Origin of the sequence: Sorangium sp. So ce726 (assembly GCF_051521405.1) — a bacterium.
GTDB lineage: Bacteria > Myxococcota_A > Polyangia > Polyangiales > Polyangiaceae > Sorangium.
In genome coordinates this window covers 3,808,699-3,825,258 of record NZ_CP150349.1, presented here as the reverse complement: position 1 = coordinate 3,825,258, position 16,560 = coordinate 3,808,699, and the positions used below count along the sequence as shown (strand labels likewise).

Annotated in this window: 10 protein-coding genes; 9 read left to right on the top strand and 1 reads right to left on the bottom strand. The window is 74.6% G+C overall.

Features of this window, described 5'->3' with window-relative positions; all coding sequences use genetic code 11:
* Positions 1-342: 342 nt before the first annotated feature.
* From WME79_RS14395 to WME79_RS14360, 8 genes are all read left to right on the top strand, one after another.
* A complete protein-coding gene (locus WME79_RS14395; protein ID WP_437535401.1) occupies positions 343-2,550 on the top strand; it encodes a pseudouridine synthase in 2,208 nt (735 codons plus the stop codon).
* A 111-nt stretch (positions 2,551-2,661) separates the two neighbouring features.
* A complete protein-coding gene (locus tag WME79_RS14390) occupies positions 2,662-4,149 on the top strand; it encodes an HD domain-containing phosphohydrolase (protein ID WP_437535400.1) in 1,488 nt (495 codons plus the stop codon).
* A gap of 4 nt (positions 4,150-4,153) precedes the next feature.
* A complete protein-coding gene (lipB, locus tag WME79_RS14385) occupies positions 4,154-5,002 on the top strand; it encodes a lipoyl(octanoyl) transferase LipB (RefSeq protein WP_437535399.1) in 849 nt (282 codons plus the stop codon).
* Between the two features lie 142 nt (positions 5,003-5,144).
* Complete coding sequence (locus WME79_RS14380) at positions 5,145-7,406, top strand: hypothetical protein (RefSeq protein ID WP_437535398.1); 2,262 nt, start codon at positions 5,145-5,147, stop codon at positions 7,404-7,406.
* Positions 7,407-7,581: 175 nt separating this feature from the next.
* Entirely contained in the window at positions 7,582-8,280 is a 699-nt protein-coding gene (locus WME79_RS14375) for a hypothetical protein (RefSeq protein WP_437535397.1), read from the top strand.
* Positions 8,281-8,406: 126 nt separating this feature from the next.
* Positions 8,407-8,958, top strand: a complete 552-nt coding sequence (locus tag WME79_RS14370) for a hypothetical protein (RefSeq protein ID WP_437535396.1) — start codon at positions 8,407-8,409, stop codon at positions 8,956-8,958.
* Between the two features lie 161 nt (positions 8,959-9,119).
* Entirely contained in the window at positions 9,120-12,155 is a 3,036-nt protein-coding gene (locus WME79_RS14365) for a hypothetical protein (RefSeq protein WP_437535395.1), read from the top strand.
* A 91-nt stretch (positions 12,156-12,246) separates the two neighbouring features.
* Complete coding sequence (locus tag WME79_RS14360) at positions 12,247-14,340, top strand: S9 family peptidase (RefSeq protein WP_437535394.1); 2,094 nt, start codon at positions 12,247-12,249, stop codon at positions 14,338-14,340.
* 313 nt (positions 14,341-14,653) lie between these two features.
* On the opposite strand, the gene WME79_RS14355 is transcribed toward WME79_RS14360, so the two are convergent.
* Positions 14,654-15,379: a hypothetical protein gene (locus tag WME79_RS14355; protein WP_437535393.1), complete on the bottom strand. Its 726-nt coding sequence runs from the start codon at positions 15,377-15,379 to the stop codon at positions 14,654-14,656.
* Positions 15,380-15,498: 119 nt separating this feature from the next.
* Here WME79_RS14355 and WME79_RS14350 point away from each other — a divergent pair, with 119 nt between their 5' ends.
* Entirely contained in the window at positions 15,499-16,527 is a 1,029-nt protein-coding gene (locus tag WME79_RS14350; protein WP_437535392.1) for a hypothetical protein, read from the top strand.
* The last annotated feature ends 33 nt before the right edge of the window (positions 16,528-16,560 follow it).

Genomic DNA, 16,560 nt, shown 5'->3' with positions numbered 1-16,560 from the left:
GGATCGAGGTAAGGCGCAGCGCCAGGGATCGCCCACATTGGCCCCTGCGTTGCCTGGCAGCTGGCTCGACGGAGCGAGCGGGGCCTGGACCGCCCACCGTCCGGGCAGATACCGCAGACCCCGGCGAAAGCGCGGGATCTCGTCAGGATCCGAGAGCGCTCCGCGGCGCGCCGAGCGCCGCAGACGAAAAGCTCGACGGATTCCTCTTTACACCTTCGACGCTGGCCGAGAGCCCCTGTAAGCTCCCCCGGAATGGCTTCCGGCGCAGGTATCGAAGGACCGCACGGGCTGGGCGAGAGCACCAGCGCAGAGGGATCGGGCGGCGGTGTTTTGTCCGGCCCCGTGCGACGCACATTGAAGGCAGGCGAGATCCCGAACACGCTGATCGAGTGCACGCACTCGGTCGAGTGCGCGGGCTGTCCGCTCATCGCGGGTGATTACGCGGAGCAGCTCGGCACCAAGCGTGCGCGGGTCGTGTCCGCAGCCGCACACTACCCATCGCTCGGGCTGCTCCAGACGAGCCCGGTCATCCCGGCCGATCCGATCACCGGCTATCGCGGTCGAGCCAAGCTCATCGTCGCCCCCTCCGGCGCGATCGGGCTGTACGGCCGCACGGGACATCACGAGGTCGTCGACATCCCGGGCTGCCGGGTCCTCACCCCGGCCCTCGCCGCGGTCACCTCGCGGCTGCGCGAGCTGATCGCGTCGCCGCCGCCGGAGGTCCGGCCGCTGCTCCTCCCGTACGATCCAGCGAGGGGCGGCGTGCTCCGCGCCCTCGATCTCCGCGAGGTCCACCTCGCGCCCGGGACGCCGCTCTTCGCGGAGGTGGGGGCGACGGAAGACAACCCGGCGTTCGTGCTTGTCACGTTCGTCCTGCAGCGCGAGCGCGCGTGCACGCGCGACGAGCTGCGGGAGGCCGGCCGCGCCATCCGCCCGATGCTCCCGCGCGTCATCGGCGTCGCGGCGAACTTCCACGACGCGGAGGCGCCGCAGATCCTCGGGCCCGAGACGACCGTGCTCGACGGCACCGCGCACGCGGAGGACCGGATCGGGCAGACCTACCACATCGCCGCGTTCGGCTCGTTCGTGCAGGCGCACCGCGCGCAGGCCGCGCGCGTCCACGCCCTCCTGCTCCGCGAGATCGCGTCGCTCGAGAACGACGGGCCCGTCATCGAGGGAGAGGCCGCGCTCGGCCCCGCCTCCCGGCGCAAGGAGCCGCCGCGCATCCTCGATCTTTACGGGGGCTCGGGCGCGATCTCGCTCGCCCTGGCGCAGGGCGGGAACCGGGTCCTGATGGTCGAGTCCTTCGCGCCCGCGGCGGCGAACGCCCGCGCCGCGGCCGAGGCCCAGGGCCTGAGCCAGCGCGTGGAGGTCCGCACCGGCGACGTCGCGGAGATCGTCAGCTCCCTCGTCAACAGCTCGGAGAAGTTCGACGGCATCGTGGTGAACCCGCCGCGCCGCGGCGTCTCCCCGACGGCGCGCGAGGCGATCGCGCGCCTCGGCGCGCCGCTGCTCGTCTACGTCTCGTGCGATCCCGACACGCTCGCGCGCGACCTCGATCACTTCTGCCGCCTCGGGTACTCGTCGACGGAGCTCACGCCGCTCGACATGATCCCGCTCACGGAGGAGATCGAGACGATCGCCGCCCTCCGCCGGACGGCCCCGCCCGCGCCGAAGGTCATCTACGACGACGACGGCGTGCTGGTCGTCGAGAAGGGCCCCCACGAGCCGGTGGCGACGCAGCCGGAGTACCTCGGCTCGCTGCTCGCCCGATGCGCCCGCATCCCGGGCAGCACGACGACGCCCATCATCGTGCACCCGCTGGATCCGGGCACGAGCGGGCTGGTCATGCTCGCGCGGAGCGAGGAGGCGGCCGCGCGCTGGGGCGAGGCGCTCACGAAGACGGGGCGCCTCATCTACCTCGCCGCGGCCAAGGGCGTCACCCCGGGCAAGGGCGCGATCACCCGCGATCTCCGCGAGGGGACGCGCACGTACACGGCGCGCACGCGGTACCGCCGCCTCGCGGTCGCCTCGGGCCACTCGATCCTCCGCGTCATCCCGGACGGCGGGCGCACGCACCAGATCCGGCGGCACCTCGCCGCGATCGGGCACCCGATCCTCGGCGACGAGCGCTACGGCCACGTGCCCACGAACCGGTACTTCGAGGAGAAGCACGGGCTCGATCGCTCGTTCGTGCACCTCGTGCGCATCGAGATCGAGCACCCCCGCACCGGGGTGAAGATGATCATCGAGTCGACGCTGCCCGGCGATCTCCGCTCCGCGCTGGAGCGCTCGACTGGCCCCTCGGTCCTCCGCTTCCTCGAGCAGAAGCACGCCCTCGGCGAGCAGCGCGCCGTGCCCGTCCTGACGACCACGAGCGACGAGCCCGCGCCGAGCAGCAGGATGATCCCGCTGCGCCCCGAGGACGCGGAGTCCGCGCCTCCCCCCTCCATCCGCAGCCCCGGGCCGATCTCGATCCGCGTCCCGGATCTGGACGAGTCGCCCCGGACCATCCGGCACCCCATCATCTCGACCGGCGACGAGGACTGAGCGGTCTGCGCCGCCGCTCGGCCACCCCGGCGAGGCGGGTCCGCTCCTGTGCCCGACCCGCCCACCTTGGTGCGATGCGCTGCGAGCGGATCTGGTAGGCTTGCCGGCCGCATGTCCACGTTTCCAGAAGACCGCCCTCGCATCCTCGTCGTGGACGACGAGAAGGTCATCCGCGACATGCTGGCCGACTTCCTCGGCATGGAGGGCTACTACGTCCGCACGGCGGAGGACGGCACCAGCGCGCTGAGCGAGCTCACGAAGGGTCACTACGACCTCGTGATCAGCGACCTCAAGATGCCTCGGATGGGCGGCATCGCGCTGCTGGACGAGATCGGCAAGACGGCGCCGAACGCGCTCACGGTGATCATGACGGGCTTCGGCACCGTCGAGACCGCGATCGACGCGATGAAGCGCGGCGCCTACGACTACGTGCTCAAGCCGTTCAAGCTGGACGAGGTGGTGCACGTCGTCCAGCGCGGGATCGAGAAGCAACGGATGGCCGCCGAGAACATCCGGCTGCGCGAGGCGGTGTCGCTCTACAAGGTGAGCGAGGCGATCGCGGCGAGCCTCTCGCTCGACCAGGTGCTGGAGACCGTCGCCGACAGCTGCCTCCACGAGGTGTGCGGCGATCTCATCTCGACCTGGCTCGACGACGGCGAGGGGGGCTTCTTCGAGCGCCAGCACCTCCGCGGCCCGTCCATCCCGACGGGCACCGACCTCGGGCGGCTCGACCCGACGCTCGTGCTCGACCACTTCCGTCCCGACGCGCAGCTCCTCGAGCAGGGCTTGAAGGGGCTCAGGTTCTTCGCGGCAGAGCCGGCGCTCCCGCTCCAGTCGCTCGTCGCCGTGCCGCTCCGCATCCAGAAGCGGCTGATGGGCTTCCTCGCCGTCGCGTCGTTCACGCGGACGAGGCGCTTCGACGAGGGGCAGCGCAAGCTGCTCAGCATCATCGGATCGCGCGCCGCCGCGGCGATCGAGAACGCGCGCCTCTACCAGGACCTCCAGGCGACGTTCCAGCAGACGATCGAGGGCCTCGCCAAGGCGATCGACAAGATGGACCGCTACACCGCGGGCCACTCGGATCGGGTCGCCATCTACGCCGTGATGCTGGCGCAGCGGCTCGGCCTCGGCCCGCACGAGATCGAGATCGTCCGGCAGAGCGCGCTCATGCACGACATCGGCAAGATCGGGTGCGTGCTCAACCTGAACAAGCCGGGCAAGCTCACGAACGACGAGTACGAGGTGTTCAAGCGGCACCCCGCCTACGGGCGCGATATCCTCGACCCGATCAAGTTCCTGCACCCGCTCATCCCCGGCGTGCACCTGCACCACGAGCGCTGGGACGGGCGCGGCTACCCGCTCCGGATGCGGGGCAACGAGATCCCGATCATCGCGCGCATCATCTCCGTCGCCGACACGTACGACGCCATGACGAGCGACCGCTCGTACCGCAGAGCGCTCCCCCACGAGGTCGCGGTGACCGAGATCGAGCGGTGCTCGGGCTCGCAGTTCGACCCCGAGGTCGCGGCCACCTTCACGACGCACATCGAGGCCTACCGCGAGGAACGGCGGACGCGGGGCGAGAAGGTCCCGGAGTAGCCCCATGCCGACAACCTCCCTCCGCGACCTCCTCCAGCCCGCGAACGGCCAGGTGACGACCGTCGAGGCGCCCCGGTCGAGGCGCGCGCGCGCCGTGTGGATCGGCCGGCGCCGCTATGCGCCGATCCACGATCTGCAGAAGCAGCTCGTCGAGGCGCGCGCGCAGGGGCGGATCGGCGACACGATCCTGCTCCTGGAGCACGATCCCGTGATCACGCTCGGCCCGCGAGCGAACCCCGAGAACGTGCTCCTCGACGCCCGCGCGCTGGACGAGCGCGACATCGACCTCGTCGCGACGGGGCGCGGGGGCGACGTCACCTACCACGGCCCCGGCCAGCTCGTGTGCTACCCGCTGCTCGATCTCAGGCCGGACCGCTGCGACGTGCGCAGGTACGTGCGCTCGCTGGCGGAGGTGATGATCCTGCTCGCGCGCGAGCACCACGTCGAGGCCGGCGTTGTCGACGGCATGATCGGCGTCTGGGTCGATCGCGCCGCCCCGGAGGCGTGGGGCGGCTCCGAGTGGGCGCGCGAGATCGCGAAGCTCGGCGCGATCGGCGTGCGCCTGTCGCGATGGCTCACGATGCACGGCTTCGCTTTCAACATCGCGGTGGACCTCAAGGCGTTCGAGCTGATCGTGCCCTGCGGCATCCGAGACCACGGCGTGACGTCGCTCCACCAGCTCACCGGGCGGAAGCTCACCGTCGCCGAGGTCGCCCTCGCCAGCGCGCCGCAGCTCGCCCGCGGGCTCGAGCTCGACGTCGCCTGCGTCGAGGATCTGTCGGCGGTCACGGATCTCGCGGGCGCGCTCCTCCCCCCGGAGGCCGGCGCCGCCGAGGGCCGGAGCGCGCCCTAGCCGCGCGCGCCGGCTCGGCGCTCGTCGACATCACACGTCGCACGGCGCGCCCTCCGCGGGCGATGCCGGCTTCCGGGACGTGGAACACGCTGCGTCGCGGAGGCAGTGTCGCTCGGCCGTGCCGTGGGCTAAAAGCCGTCCCGTGTGCGCGCAGCCCACCCCACGGCCCCGTGAGCGCGACGGGAGCTCCCCGCTCCACCGCGACGCCTCGCCCGCGCGGCCGCTCTGGCGGCGGCCCCTCGCCCTGGCGCTCGCGGCGGCGGTCGTGGCCGTACCCACGCTCGCGCTCCTTGGCCCCGTCGCGGCGGTCCTCGTGGGCACGCGCACCGCCGCCGCGTGCCTCGCCTCGATCGAGGCGCCGCGCGGCCCGGCGCTGCCCGACTGCAGGGCCGAGATCCGCTGGTTCGCGCTGCCCTCGCGGCTGCGCTGGACCTACAGGACGGCGAGCGCGCTGGCCGAGGAGCTGGGCGTGCGCGCGGCGGTCGCCGACTACACCGACGCCGCGGTCGGCCGGCCGGATCCCGCGGCGCTCGCCGGCGCGACCGAGGCGGTGGCGACGGCCCACGCCATGGTCGCCGCCGGGACCGGGCGCATCACGTTCGATGAGCTCGGGCCCGCCTGCGGCGCGCCGAGCCTCGGCCGCGAGGCGGCGAGGCTCGGCGATCGCCGCACGCTCCTCTCGCAGCCGGACCGCTGGACCGACTGGCACGTGCGCGTGCACACCCTCCGCGCGGCGCTCACCGAGGGCGACCTGCAGCGCGCGCTCGCGATCGCCAAGGGGTACGCGGCGATGGAGCCCCGCGACGAGGATCTGCGCACGACCACCGGCGCGATCCTCTGCCTCGGCGCGAGCGCCGAGGCGAAGCGCGGCATCGAGCTCCTGACGCTCAACCAGGACGACCGGGCAGCGAGGCGCTACGCCGGCATGGCGCGCAACTGGGGCGAGGTCCGCGCCGTCCTCGTCGCCTGCGCCGCCCGGGCCGGCGTGGAGCCTCCGCCGATGCCAGAAGCCCCCGAGGCCGGCGTGGCCGACGCCGTGGAGGTGCGGCTCGCGCAGCGCGCCCGCCTCGCCGCCGCCCGGAAGGACGCCGCCGAGGCGAAGCAGCGCGCGACCCGCGCGATCCGCGACCTGCTCGGCACCTCGGCCGCGCTCGAGCCCGAGGCCCGCGGCGATCTGCTCGCCGTCGTTCTAGCGGAGGACGAGGCGCTCGACGCGGCCGAAGCCGCCGCGCTCGCGCGGCCGGAAGACGATGGGGACGAGCCCGCGGCCGGAGAGGCAGGCCTCGACGGCGCCCCGGCGCGCGCGGAGCCCCGCGCGCCGACGGCGCTGCCTGCGGGCTCGCTGCGCGCGCTCGACTGGCTCCCGGAGCGCGGGCTCGCGAGGCCCGTCATCGCCGGGTCGTTGCGCGCGCGCGCCGCCGCGCGCGCCGCCGAGCTGGCCGCCGCCCCCGAGCTGTCGCCGTCCCAGGCCGACGCGCTGCGCGCCGCCGCGGGAGCGCTCGCGCTGCGCGCCGCCCGCGAGCTCGCGCTCGAAGGCGACGCGCCCCGGGCGGTCGACGCGCTGGATCGCCTTGGCCCGCTCGCGCCGGAGCTCGCGCCGGAGGCGGCCCGCGCGCTCGCGCGATCGAGCGTGTGGGCCCTCGTCGGCGAGCGCGATCGCGCGCTCGATCTCGTCGAGCGCGTCGACCTCTCCGCCGCGCCGCCGGCGCTCCGCGCGGCCGTGCTCCTGCAGCGCGCCGAGCACCTCGCCTCGCGCGGGCGCCGGCGCGACGCCGCGCGCGCGGCCGTACTCGCCGACGAGGAGGCCGCCGCGGCGCGCGCGGCCGTGCCCGCCGGCGAGGCGCCGCCTGCCCGCGCGGAGCTCGCCCTTCTCGACGCGCGATCGCGGTGGACCCGCCTCGCCCTCGCCCTCCCTCCGGGCGACTCGCCGCTCCGCCAGGGCAGCCCGCCCGCCCAGCTGCCGGCGGATCACGGCGCTGCCTGGCCGTGGGTCGGCTTCGCGAGCCTCGACGCGCCCTGGGCGCGCGACGGCCAGCCGGCGCTCTCGCGCGCGCTCGCCACCTGGAGCGCCGCGCGCGACGCGCCGCCGCCCGCGCGCCGCGCGCTCCGCTACGCCGCCCTCCGCGGGCGCGGCGACGCGCCGCCCGCGCTCATCCCGTACGCCGCGCTATCGGCCCAGCTGCTCGGCGACGGCGAGGGCGACCCCGAGGTGTGGCTCGACGCCTTCCTCGCGATCGACGCCTCGCGCTTCTCGCTCCGGCGCTACGCCTTCGCCCGCGCCGAGGCGGCGCGATGGCGCGGAGATGAAGGCAGCGCGGCCGCATGGCAACGCCGGTACGACGCCCTGCGCGCCGTGGCCTCCGACCCGGCGAGCGCCGAGATCGCGCGCTACCTCGGAATCTGACGCCGACCGACGCCGACCGACGCCGACCGACGCCGACCGACGCTGATCGACGCCGACCCGCACGGCGTGCCCGCGAAAAACCTGGAGATCCCGCGGCCGCACACCTGGCGGCGGAGGGGCTTCATTCCTACGCTACAGCCTGGCTCGCGAAGATCTGCTCGCGGGGGAGTCCTCAATGTGTCCTCATTGCGGAAAGAACGCGCCCGTCATCCACCGCGGGCTCGCCGCGTACTGCACCGCGTGCGGTAGGGAGCGCCTGCCGTTCGCGGGGAAATCGGTCAGCCTGGCGGGGCAGCCGTCCAGGGTCGGCGGGGCGGTCGCCGGCGTGCTCGGCTGGCTGGTCCTCATCGGCGGGACCGCGCTGGCGCTCCTCCTCGGCCTGGGCGCGGCCGCGCTGTTCCCGGGGTCGATCGCCGGCCTCGCGATCGGCCTGCCGATCGGGTTCGTCGCCCTCGCCCTCGGCCTGCTCCTCCTGCTGGGCGGACGGAAGCTCTCTCGCTCCGGGGCGAAGGCCTCGCGCGACGCCCAGGTTCAGGCGATCTTCTCGCTCGCCTCGCACCGCCGCCGCCCGCTCACGGCGCAGGAGGTCGGCGTCGCGCTCGACCTGCCGGCCCCGGAGGCGGACGCCCTGCTCACCGAGCTCGCCAAGGAGCGCCCCGGCGACGTGGGCGTCGAGATCGGCGAGCGCGGCGAGATCCTCTACACCTTCCCCGGGATCTCGGGGGCGGCCGCCGTCCGCTTTCCCCGGCCGTCGCTCCGCATCGATCCGGGCGAGGGCGCGGCCGACCCCGCGGCGCGCATCTACGCCGACGAATTCGACGACGAGGACGCGGGGGCGTCGCGGGCCCCCCGTCGCCGCGAGCAGCTCCGCTGAACATGTCCTGCGGCGCGCGTGCTAGCCTCGGCCGCGCGCGCCCATCGAGCGCCCGGCGCGCGCCGTCGTCGCCCTCGATCCATGGTTCGTCACGGGGGCGCTCCGGGCTGCTCGCCGCAACCGACCATGAGATGCTCCCCTGTCGCCCTGCTGACCTCCGCCGCGCTCGCGCTCCTCGCGCTCCTGGCCCCCTCTCGGGCCGACGCCTTTGAACGGCAATGGCACGCCGGCGCCGGCGTCGGGTACGCGCTCCTCGCGGACGGCGGGACGTACCCGGGGATCGGCGGCAGCCTGCACCTCGCCTACGGGCTCACGGACGCCTTCAACGCGGTCGTCGAGGTCAACACCGCGTCCCACCCGGGGGGCGACCTCATGCTCCTCGGCGCATCGGCCGGCGCCACGTACGTCATCGATATTCTGCAGTGGGTCCCCTACGTCGGCCTCATGACCGGCGCATACGACAGTGTGCGCCTCGCGCCCTGCGGCTCGTCGGGCCAGCCGGGCTGCCACCGGGGGCAGTTCGGGGTCTCCATCCCGTTCGGCATCGACTACGCGTTCAACCGCGAGTTCGCCGCCGGCTTCGCCGGCAAGTACACGCTGCTCCTCCCTGGCGCGGGCGACGGTCCGGGGAGCTATTTCACGGCGTTCGCCCGCGCGGAGTTCCTCTGGGGATACTAGAGCGGGTGCAGGTATCGTGGGATACGGGCTCGACCGCCAGGCAGGCGAGCGAGGCGTGCGAAAGTATGCCGCAGCGAGCCGAACGCGGCGGATGAGCCCGTAGCGCACGATACCTGCACCCGCTCTGGGCCGTGTGCGCCTGGAGAGAGGAGGAGCGGACCGTGGAACAGCTCTGGCAGCGCATTTCCGAGGGCCGGCACACGGCCTTGCTGAACATCGTCCCCGGGGATCCGCCGGCGCGGCTCGGGCTGCGGATCGTGCGCGTGCGCTGCGACGTCCCCGAGATGACGCTCGGGCCGCTGCGCGACGCGCGGACCCAGATCGAGCGCCTCGCCGGCGGGGCGCAGCCGGCGCTCGATCAGGCGCGCAGCCGCAGCGCCGCGGGGCTCCGGCGCCGCCTCCTCGGCGACGTGCACGAGCTGATGGTGGACGCCGAGTTCATCGAGACCGCCAACCGCCTCGCGCAGCAGGCGGATCGCGCGTGGGCCATCGTGTTCGACGCGGTCGAGCACGCCGACCCTGCCACGCTCGACGTGCTGCGCCGGGTGGTGTCCCGCCCCGACGCGCTCCGCGTCGCGCTCGTCCTCTCCTTTCGCCTGCACGCGCCGACCGGCCCCGCCGGCGGCCTGGTCGACGCGGTGCGCGCCGCCTGCGGGGCCGACGCGCTCCTCCGGCCGGCCGACGGCGCGACCACGCTGACGAGCGCGACCTCGCCCCCCCCGCCGCCGCCGCAGGTCGCCGTGCGCGAGCTGCCCGGCGAGGTGCTCCGGGTGCTCCGGGCCGGCGCGATCGTCGGCTCGGGGTTCGAGAGCGAGCTCGTCGCCGCGCTCCTCCGCGTCGACGCGCTCGACGTGCTCGAGGCGCTGCAGCGCGCCGCGGACGCAGGGGTTCCGGTCGAGGACCGCGGCGACGGGCGCTTCCATCTCCCGCAGGAGACCGTCGAGGCGCTCCGCGGCTCGATCCTCCCGTCGCTCGCGCGCGTGTGGCACCGGCGGCTCGCGACGCTGCTCAGCGAGGAGCGAACCGAGCTGGATGCGCAGGCCGCGCGCGAGCCGCGCGCGGCGTCGGGCGTCGTCGCGGCCGAGCACCAGGCGACCCACGCCGCGGCGGCGCCCGCCCATGCCGCGGTGGCGACGGCCCATGCCGCCGCGCCGCCGACGCAGAGCGCGGCCATCCTCACGTCGACCGTCGAGCGGCACGTCATCGGCGGAGCGAGCCTTGGCGTGCCTCGCGGCGACGACCCGACCGCGAGGGCCGCCGCCGGGCTGACGAAGGCCGGAGCGCCGCCGCTCTCGACCGCGCCGCCGTCCGCGTCGTTGCCCGCCATGGCGACGCCGCGCACGATGGCCGCTGCGCCCCCGCCGGCGGGCCCGCCGCCGGCGATGGCATCACCAGCGGCCGCTTCGCCCGGCGCGCCCGTGGCTGGCGGGCCGACCGCCGAAGCCGGCGGCGCGTCGACCACGGACGAGTGGGAGAAGACCGCCGACCCCACGCTCTCGGTGCCGCGCGGCGGTGTGCCGCGGGCGGCCGAGACGCTGAGGCCGCCGCCAGCCATGGCCCATACGGGCGGTGCGTCCATGAGCAACACGCGCCGCGCACCGCCGCGCGTCACACAGGACAGGCCCGCGCCGATGGCCCCCGGGGGGCCCGGCAATCCCGCGTGGCCCTACGCCGATCTGTTCCACCGCGGCCCCGAGAGCCGCCGCGTCTCGGAGCCGCCCGAGTCCATCATGTTCGACGCCCCGCCCGACTCGCTCGACGCGCCCATCCCGGGGCCGATGCGGGTGCCCCGCGACCTCGCGTCCCTCGGCGGCGCCTTCCCGGACGAGCCGAGCCGGTCGGCCCGTGGAGCCTCGCTGCGCGTCCCTGCCGCGCTGTCGGAGCGATCCTCTTCTGGATCCCGCCACGCCTTCTCCTGGCCGGCGGCGGCCGACTCCGTCGCCGGGCGCGCCGCGGCCGAGTCCCTGCGCGCCGCAGCGCCGCTCGGCGTGTCCATGTACCCGGCGCCCGCGGCGCCCGATCGCGCCGAGGCAGCGGGCGCCGCGAGCGCGGCGGCGCACGGCGCTGGGCGCCACCTCCACGACGTGCGCGCGGCGGCGCACCTGACCGAGGCGGGCGAGCACGAGGAAGCGGCGCAGCGCTACTGCGCGGCCGCGGTCGAGGCGGCGGCCATGGGCGCGTACGCCCAGGCCCTGAGCTACGGGCGGAAGGCGCTCTCGCTGCTCGACGGCATGCCGGCCACGCCTGCGCGCCGCCGGCTCCGCATCGGCGCGCTCGCGGGCATCGCCCGGGTGCAATGGCAGGCCGCCGGCCCGGACCCCGCCAGCACGCTCGCGGGCGCGCTCGAGGTGCTCGACGCCGCGCGCGCGCTCCTCGCGCAGGGCGACCCGCCGGAGCTGCACGCCGAGGTCGCCGCGCTCATCGCGGGTGTCTGTTACGACATGGGCGACGCGCGCTCGCTGGAGCGCGCGCTGGAGGAGCTCGCGACCGCGAGCCGCCTGCTGCTCGACGCCGGGGACGCGCTCGGCGCGGCCCGGCTGCTCAACGATCAGGCGGCGGTCCACGTGCGCATGGGCGATCCCGTCCGCGCGACGCACCTCCTGATCGAGTCGCGCCGGACCTTCGAGGAGCGGGCCCGGGTCGATCCGTCGGCGCGCGTCGAGCTCGCCGAGACCGACCACCTCTTCGCGCGGATCCCGCTCCACGTCCCCGCCCGCCCCGGGCGCGAGTCCGACGCGCTGTCGATGGGCCTCGACCACGCGCTCGCCGCGGAGCGCGCCTACAAGCAGCTCGGCGACACCCGGGAGCTCGCCCGGGTGTGGGAGACGATCGGCCGGCTGGAGCTCCGCAACGGCCGCCTCGACCGCGCGACGCAGCGCCTGACCGCGGCGATCGAGGCCGAGGAGGCGCTCGGCGATCTCCTCGGCCTGGCCCGCTCGACGGCCGCGCTCGCCGAGGTGCTCTCGGCGAAGGGGTTGCACCGGGAGGCGCTGGCGGTGCTGGCCGAGTCGATGGTGATGAACCTCGAGAAGGGCTCGCCGCTCGGGCTCGCGTACAACCGCCGCGCCCTGAACGCGCTCGTCCCGAACATCTCGCTCCAGGGCGAGGAAGCCGAGGAGCTGCGGAAGCTCGCGGCGCAGCTGGCGGCGGCGGAAGCGGCCCTCGGCCGCGCGAAGCTCCCCGGCGAGCCTGACTGAGGCGGGCCCACGCGGGGCGGCCTCTGACCTTGCCGGCGCCGCGCGGCCTTTGACCTTGCCGGCGTGCGCCTGCTCCGGCGAAATGCGCCGCATGTCGTCCTCCTCGACGCGGCGCGGGCGCCATGAGGCCGCGCGGCGCTCCTTGCTCGGCTTGCTCGGCTCCCTCGCCCTCTCGGCGGCGTGCGCGACGGCCCCGCCGGTCTCTCCGGCGGCTGCGCCTCGCCCTGCCGCGTCCGCGCCTCCGGCGCCGCCTTCGCCCGCCGGACCGCCGCGGGCTGCACCCGCGCCGGAGCGGCCCGGGTACGCGGGGCACGGCGCGGCGAGCATCTCTCCGGAGATCCTGGCTCGCTACGCGCCGCCTCCGCTCCCGGACGACGTCTCGCGCCGGATCCAGGCCATGCTCGACGTGCGCGCTCCTTCCGGAGGCGTCCTCGGGCCGGATGGCAAGGCGCTCTACTTCACCTGGACGATCACGGGGACGAGGCAGGTCTTCCGGCTCGACGGGCCGCAGCGCTTCCCGCTGCAGCTGACAGGCGGCGAGGATCCGACCGTCGTGGCGGACGTCACGCCGGACGGCGCGCGCCTCGTCCTCTCGCGCGACCGGAAGGGCGAGGAGAACCCCGGGCTCTATCTACAGGACGCGAAAGGCGGCCCGCTCGTCGCCATCCAGCACATGCCCGGCGTGCAGACGCAGCTCCAGTTCGTCTCCGACGACGGGCGGCACGTTTACTATCGAGCCAACGACGTCAAGAAGGACGCGTACGTCATCTACCGGTACGACATCGCGTCGAGGCAGCGAGAGGTCGTGTTCGATCGCGAGGGCATCTGGCGCGCCGTGGACGCCACGGGCGACGGCCGCCTGCTGCTCGCGAAGGACGTGGGCTCCAACATGAGCGAGTTCTTCGAGTGGGCGCCTGGCGCGAAGGCCGCTCCGGGCGCCGACGCGCTGATTCCCCTCTTCGGGCAGGGCGAGCGCGAGGACTACGAGGCCCTGTACGGCGCGGCGCCCGGCGAGGTCCTCGTGCTCACGCCGCGCCTCGGGGAGCACCGCCGGCTCTACAGCTGGAAGGCGGGGAAGCTCACGCCGATCTCGCCGGAGATCCCGTTCGACGTCAGCGCGTTCTCCATCGATCGGTCGAAGAAGAGGATCCTCTACACGGTGAACGAGCGGGGCTACACGCGGCTCCGCGCGCTCGACGCGAGGTCGCACCGCGAGATCAAGCTGCCCGCGCTCCCGGCGGCCGATCACGTGATCCCGGGCTCGACGACGCGGGACGGCCGGTTCACGACGCTGCTCGTGGAGACCTCGACGTCGCCGGCGACGGCCCATGTCCTCGACTGGACGACTGGCAAGCTGGCGCAGTGGCACGCTCCGAGCGTGCCCGAGATGGCGCCGGGCGCGTTCTCGGCGACCACGCTGGAGTCCTATCCGGCGCGCGACGGCGCGCAGATCCCGATGTTCGTGCGCCGCCCTGCGCGGTGCGAGCGGCCGTGTCCTGTGGTCGTCCATTTCCACGGCGGCCCGGAGGCCCAGACCAGGGCTGGGTTCAGCGCGCGGGCGCAGATCTTCGTGGACGCCGGGTTCGTGTTCGTCGAGCCGAACGTCCGCGGGAGCGACGGTTACGGCAAGACATGGCTGCACGCCGACGACGGCGCGAAGCGGCTCGACGTCATCACGGACATCGAGGACGCCGCGAAGTTCGTCAAGGCGAGCTTCGGCCACGAGGGCCGGCCGCCGAAGGTCGGCATCTTCGGCGGCAGCTACGGCGGCTATTCTTCGCTGATCGGCATGACCATGTTCGCTGGCGCCTATGACGCGGGCGCCGCCGTCGTCGGCATGAGCAACCTCGTGACGTTCCTCCAGAACACGGCGCCTTACCGGCGCATCCTCCGGATCTCCGAGTACGGCGATCCCGAGAAGGATCGGGACGCGTTGCTCAAGCTCTCGCCGATCACGTACCTCGATCGGGTGAAGGCGCCTCTGTTGATCGTGCAGGGCGTGTCGGATCCGCGGGTCCCTGCGGGCGAGTCGGTGCAGATCCAGCAGGCGCTGGAGGCAAGGAAGATCCCGTCGGAGCTCATCCTGTTCGCCGACGAGGGGCACGGCGCGCAGAAGCGGGACAACCAGGTGCTCCAGTACGGGCACCTCGTTAGGTTTTTCCGGGCGCACCTCGGGGGCGGGTAGGAACGAGGGGATCCCGGGCTGCCCGGCCCGAGGAGAGGGTGTTCTCGGGGCGGGGTGGGGGCCCCGCCGAACTCGCCTGAGGCATGCCTCCTCCGGCTCTGCCGGAGGAGGCATGCCTCAGGCTCAGACATCGGCCCATCCCCCACCCCGCCCCGAGAACACCCTCTCCTCGGGCCTACCGTTTTCTTATTTCCTCATCAGCTCAGGCATCGACACTCGCCGCGCCGTGCGACGACCCCTGGGGCCTACGGAACTGAAGGGCACGAGGCCACGTGTCGGCGCGGGTCAAGCTCCGGAGTGAGCAGTGGAATCGTCACGCGTGCGCGGACGCGCTGGCGGGTGGGCGGCGCGCGGCGGTAGCCCCCGCGGCGGCGCGAGGGGCGCGCGGGAGATCGCCGAAGATCTCTGGCATCAACGACGTCTTGCCGTGGAGCCGGAGCACACACTCGACGAGGAGCTTCGCCGCGCGGTAGGTGTTGAGCCACTCGTCGCGCGCGGCCTTCATCTCTGGGGTCACGGTGCGGCGCGCGAGCCGGGTCTTTCGCACGCTCCTGATGAGCGGCTCGAGGGCGTCCCGGGAGCGCTCGAGGTCGGCCGTCCACGCCTCGCGCTCGGGCAGCTGCACCTCGTGCTGATCGAGCACCTCGATCGCGTGCGTCAGCGCCGCGGCGAGCGCCGCGGGGCGGCGGCGCAGCACGGTGGCGAGCGTCTGGCCCTGGAGGAGCTCGCGGGCCAGCGCGGCCCCGTTGGGCCGCGAGGCGGCGTGCTCCACGAGGCGGCGCAGGAGGCCACGGCCCGCCACGACCGGATTGGCCCGGCCGCCCCTCGAGCCGCGGGACGCGCTCGGAAGCACAGGAGCGGCCGTCGCGTCCAGCTTCGCTTTGCGCAGGGCCTCGGTCGCGGCGTCGAGGCGCGCCGTGACGGTGCGCAGCGCCGTCACGAACCCCGCATCGACCGGCAGGACGAGCTTCTGGATCTGCGACGCGGTGAAGCGGCCGTACGTCTCGATGTCACGCTGGTAGATGTAGGGATCGGGCATGGGAGCGACTCCACCGCGCGCGGGCGCGTTCAGGGCGGGCGCCATCATACCTGGCGCCGGCGTTGACGAAAGGAGTCGACCTCGCGAGAGTGGGAACGGCGGGGCAGACGACGACGGCGATGATCACGAAACAGCTCAAGAGCCTGCTGATGATCCCGTCGCCGAACGCGCCGCGACCCCGGCCTGGGGCGCCGACCTCGGCGGCAGCGGCGCGCGCCCCATCGGAAGCAGCCGGCGCTGCTCGCGCGGAGGCGCCTGCGCCGCCCGAGCCGAGCGAGGCGCACGCGCCGCGGCCGACCGGCGAGCCGGCCGCGAGCCGCGCGCCGGCGGTGCCGAGCTACCTGCGCGCGGCGACGGACGCGCCCTCGCCCGCCGCCGCGTCGATTTCGCCCGGTGCCGCGGCGCTCTCGCTCGTGCCAGGGGGGATGCGGCACTTCAAGCTCCACGGGACGGAGCGCTCCTCGGACGCTCCCACAGGTCCGGCGCTGCCCTTCAAGGCGGGCGACGCCTCGACGTCCACGGCGCATCCCGAACCGCACCGCTCGCCGCCGGCGCCGGTCGACGCAGCATCGCTGGTGCCGCCTGGCATGCGGGGGTTCACCGAGCTCCGTGGCACGCAGCCCGCCTCCGCGGCCGCTTCCGGTGCGCCCGTGCTGCCGTTCGGCCCCCCTGCCCCGCCGGAGCCCGCGCGCCCCGCCCCGCCGACCGCGGTCTTGCCCGCCCTCCCTGCCCCGCCGGAGCCCGTGGAGCCCGCCGCGGCGATGGCCCTGGTGCCGAAGGGCATGCGCGGCTTCACCAGCCTCTCGGGGACGCACCCGACGTCCGGAGCGCCCTCCGGCGCGCCGTTGCCGTTCGCGTCCGGCCCCCGCGCCGCGCCGGCCGCTCCCTCGAGCCCGCCGCCGGCGCCGGCGCTCTCGCTGGAGCAGTACGCGTCGCTCTGCGCCGATCTCGCCGCCTCTCCTGGCGACGCCGAGGCCCTCTTCGCGCGGTACGGGCTCGGCCGGCCCGAGGAGCGCGCCGCGGTGGACGCCTTCTGGCGCGATCGCCTCGCGCGCGACCCGGCCGCGCACCGGCGCTGGCAGGAGCTTTACTCGCAGCACCGTTCCCGCTCCGCTCCCGCCGGGGAGAGCCGCAACGAGCCGAGATGAGCGCCGCGTCCCCGCGGCGCGCCACCCGAGGAG

What these genes read in the sequence shown, in the direction of transcription:
- lipB (WP_437535399.1), top strand. Translation starts at nt 4,154, where the DNA reads ATGCCGACAACCTCCCTCCGCGACCTCCTCCAGCCCGCGAACGGCCAG.
- WME79_RS14350 (WP_437535392.1), top strand. Translation starts at nt 15,499, where the DNA reads ATGATCACGAAACAGCTCAAGAGCCTGCTGATGATCCCGTCGCCGAAC.
- WME79_RS14390 (WP_437535400.1), top strand. Translation starts at nt 2,662, where the DNA reads ATGTCCACGTTTCCAGAAGACCGCCCTCGCATCCTCGTCGTGGACGAC.
- WME79_RS14370 (WP_437535396.1), top strand. Translation starts at nt 8,407, where the DNA reads ATGAGATGCTCCCCTGTCGCCCTGCTGACCTCCGCCGCGCTCGCGCTC.
- WME79_RS14375 (WP_437535397.1), top strand. Translation starts at nt 7,582, where the DNA reads ATGTGTCCTCATTGCGGAAAGAACGCGCCCGTCATCCACCGCGGGCTC.
- WME79_RS14360 (WP_437535394.1), top strand. Translation starts at nt 12,247, where the DNA reads ATGTCGTCCTCCTCGACGCGGCGCGGGCGCCATGAGGCCGCGCGGCGC.
- WME79_RS14355 (WP_437535393.1), bottom strand. Translation starts at nt 15,379, where the DNA reads ATGCCCGATCCCTACATCTACCAGCGTGACATCGAGACGTACGGCCGC.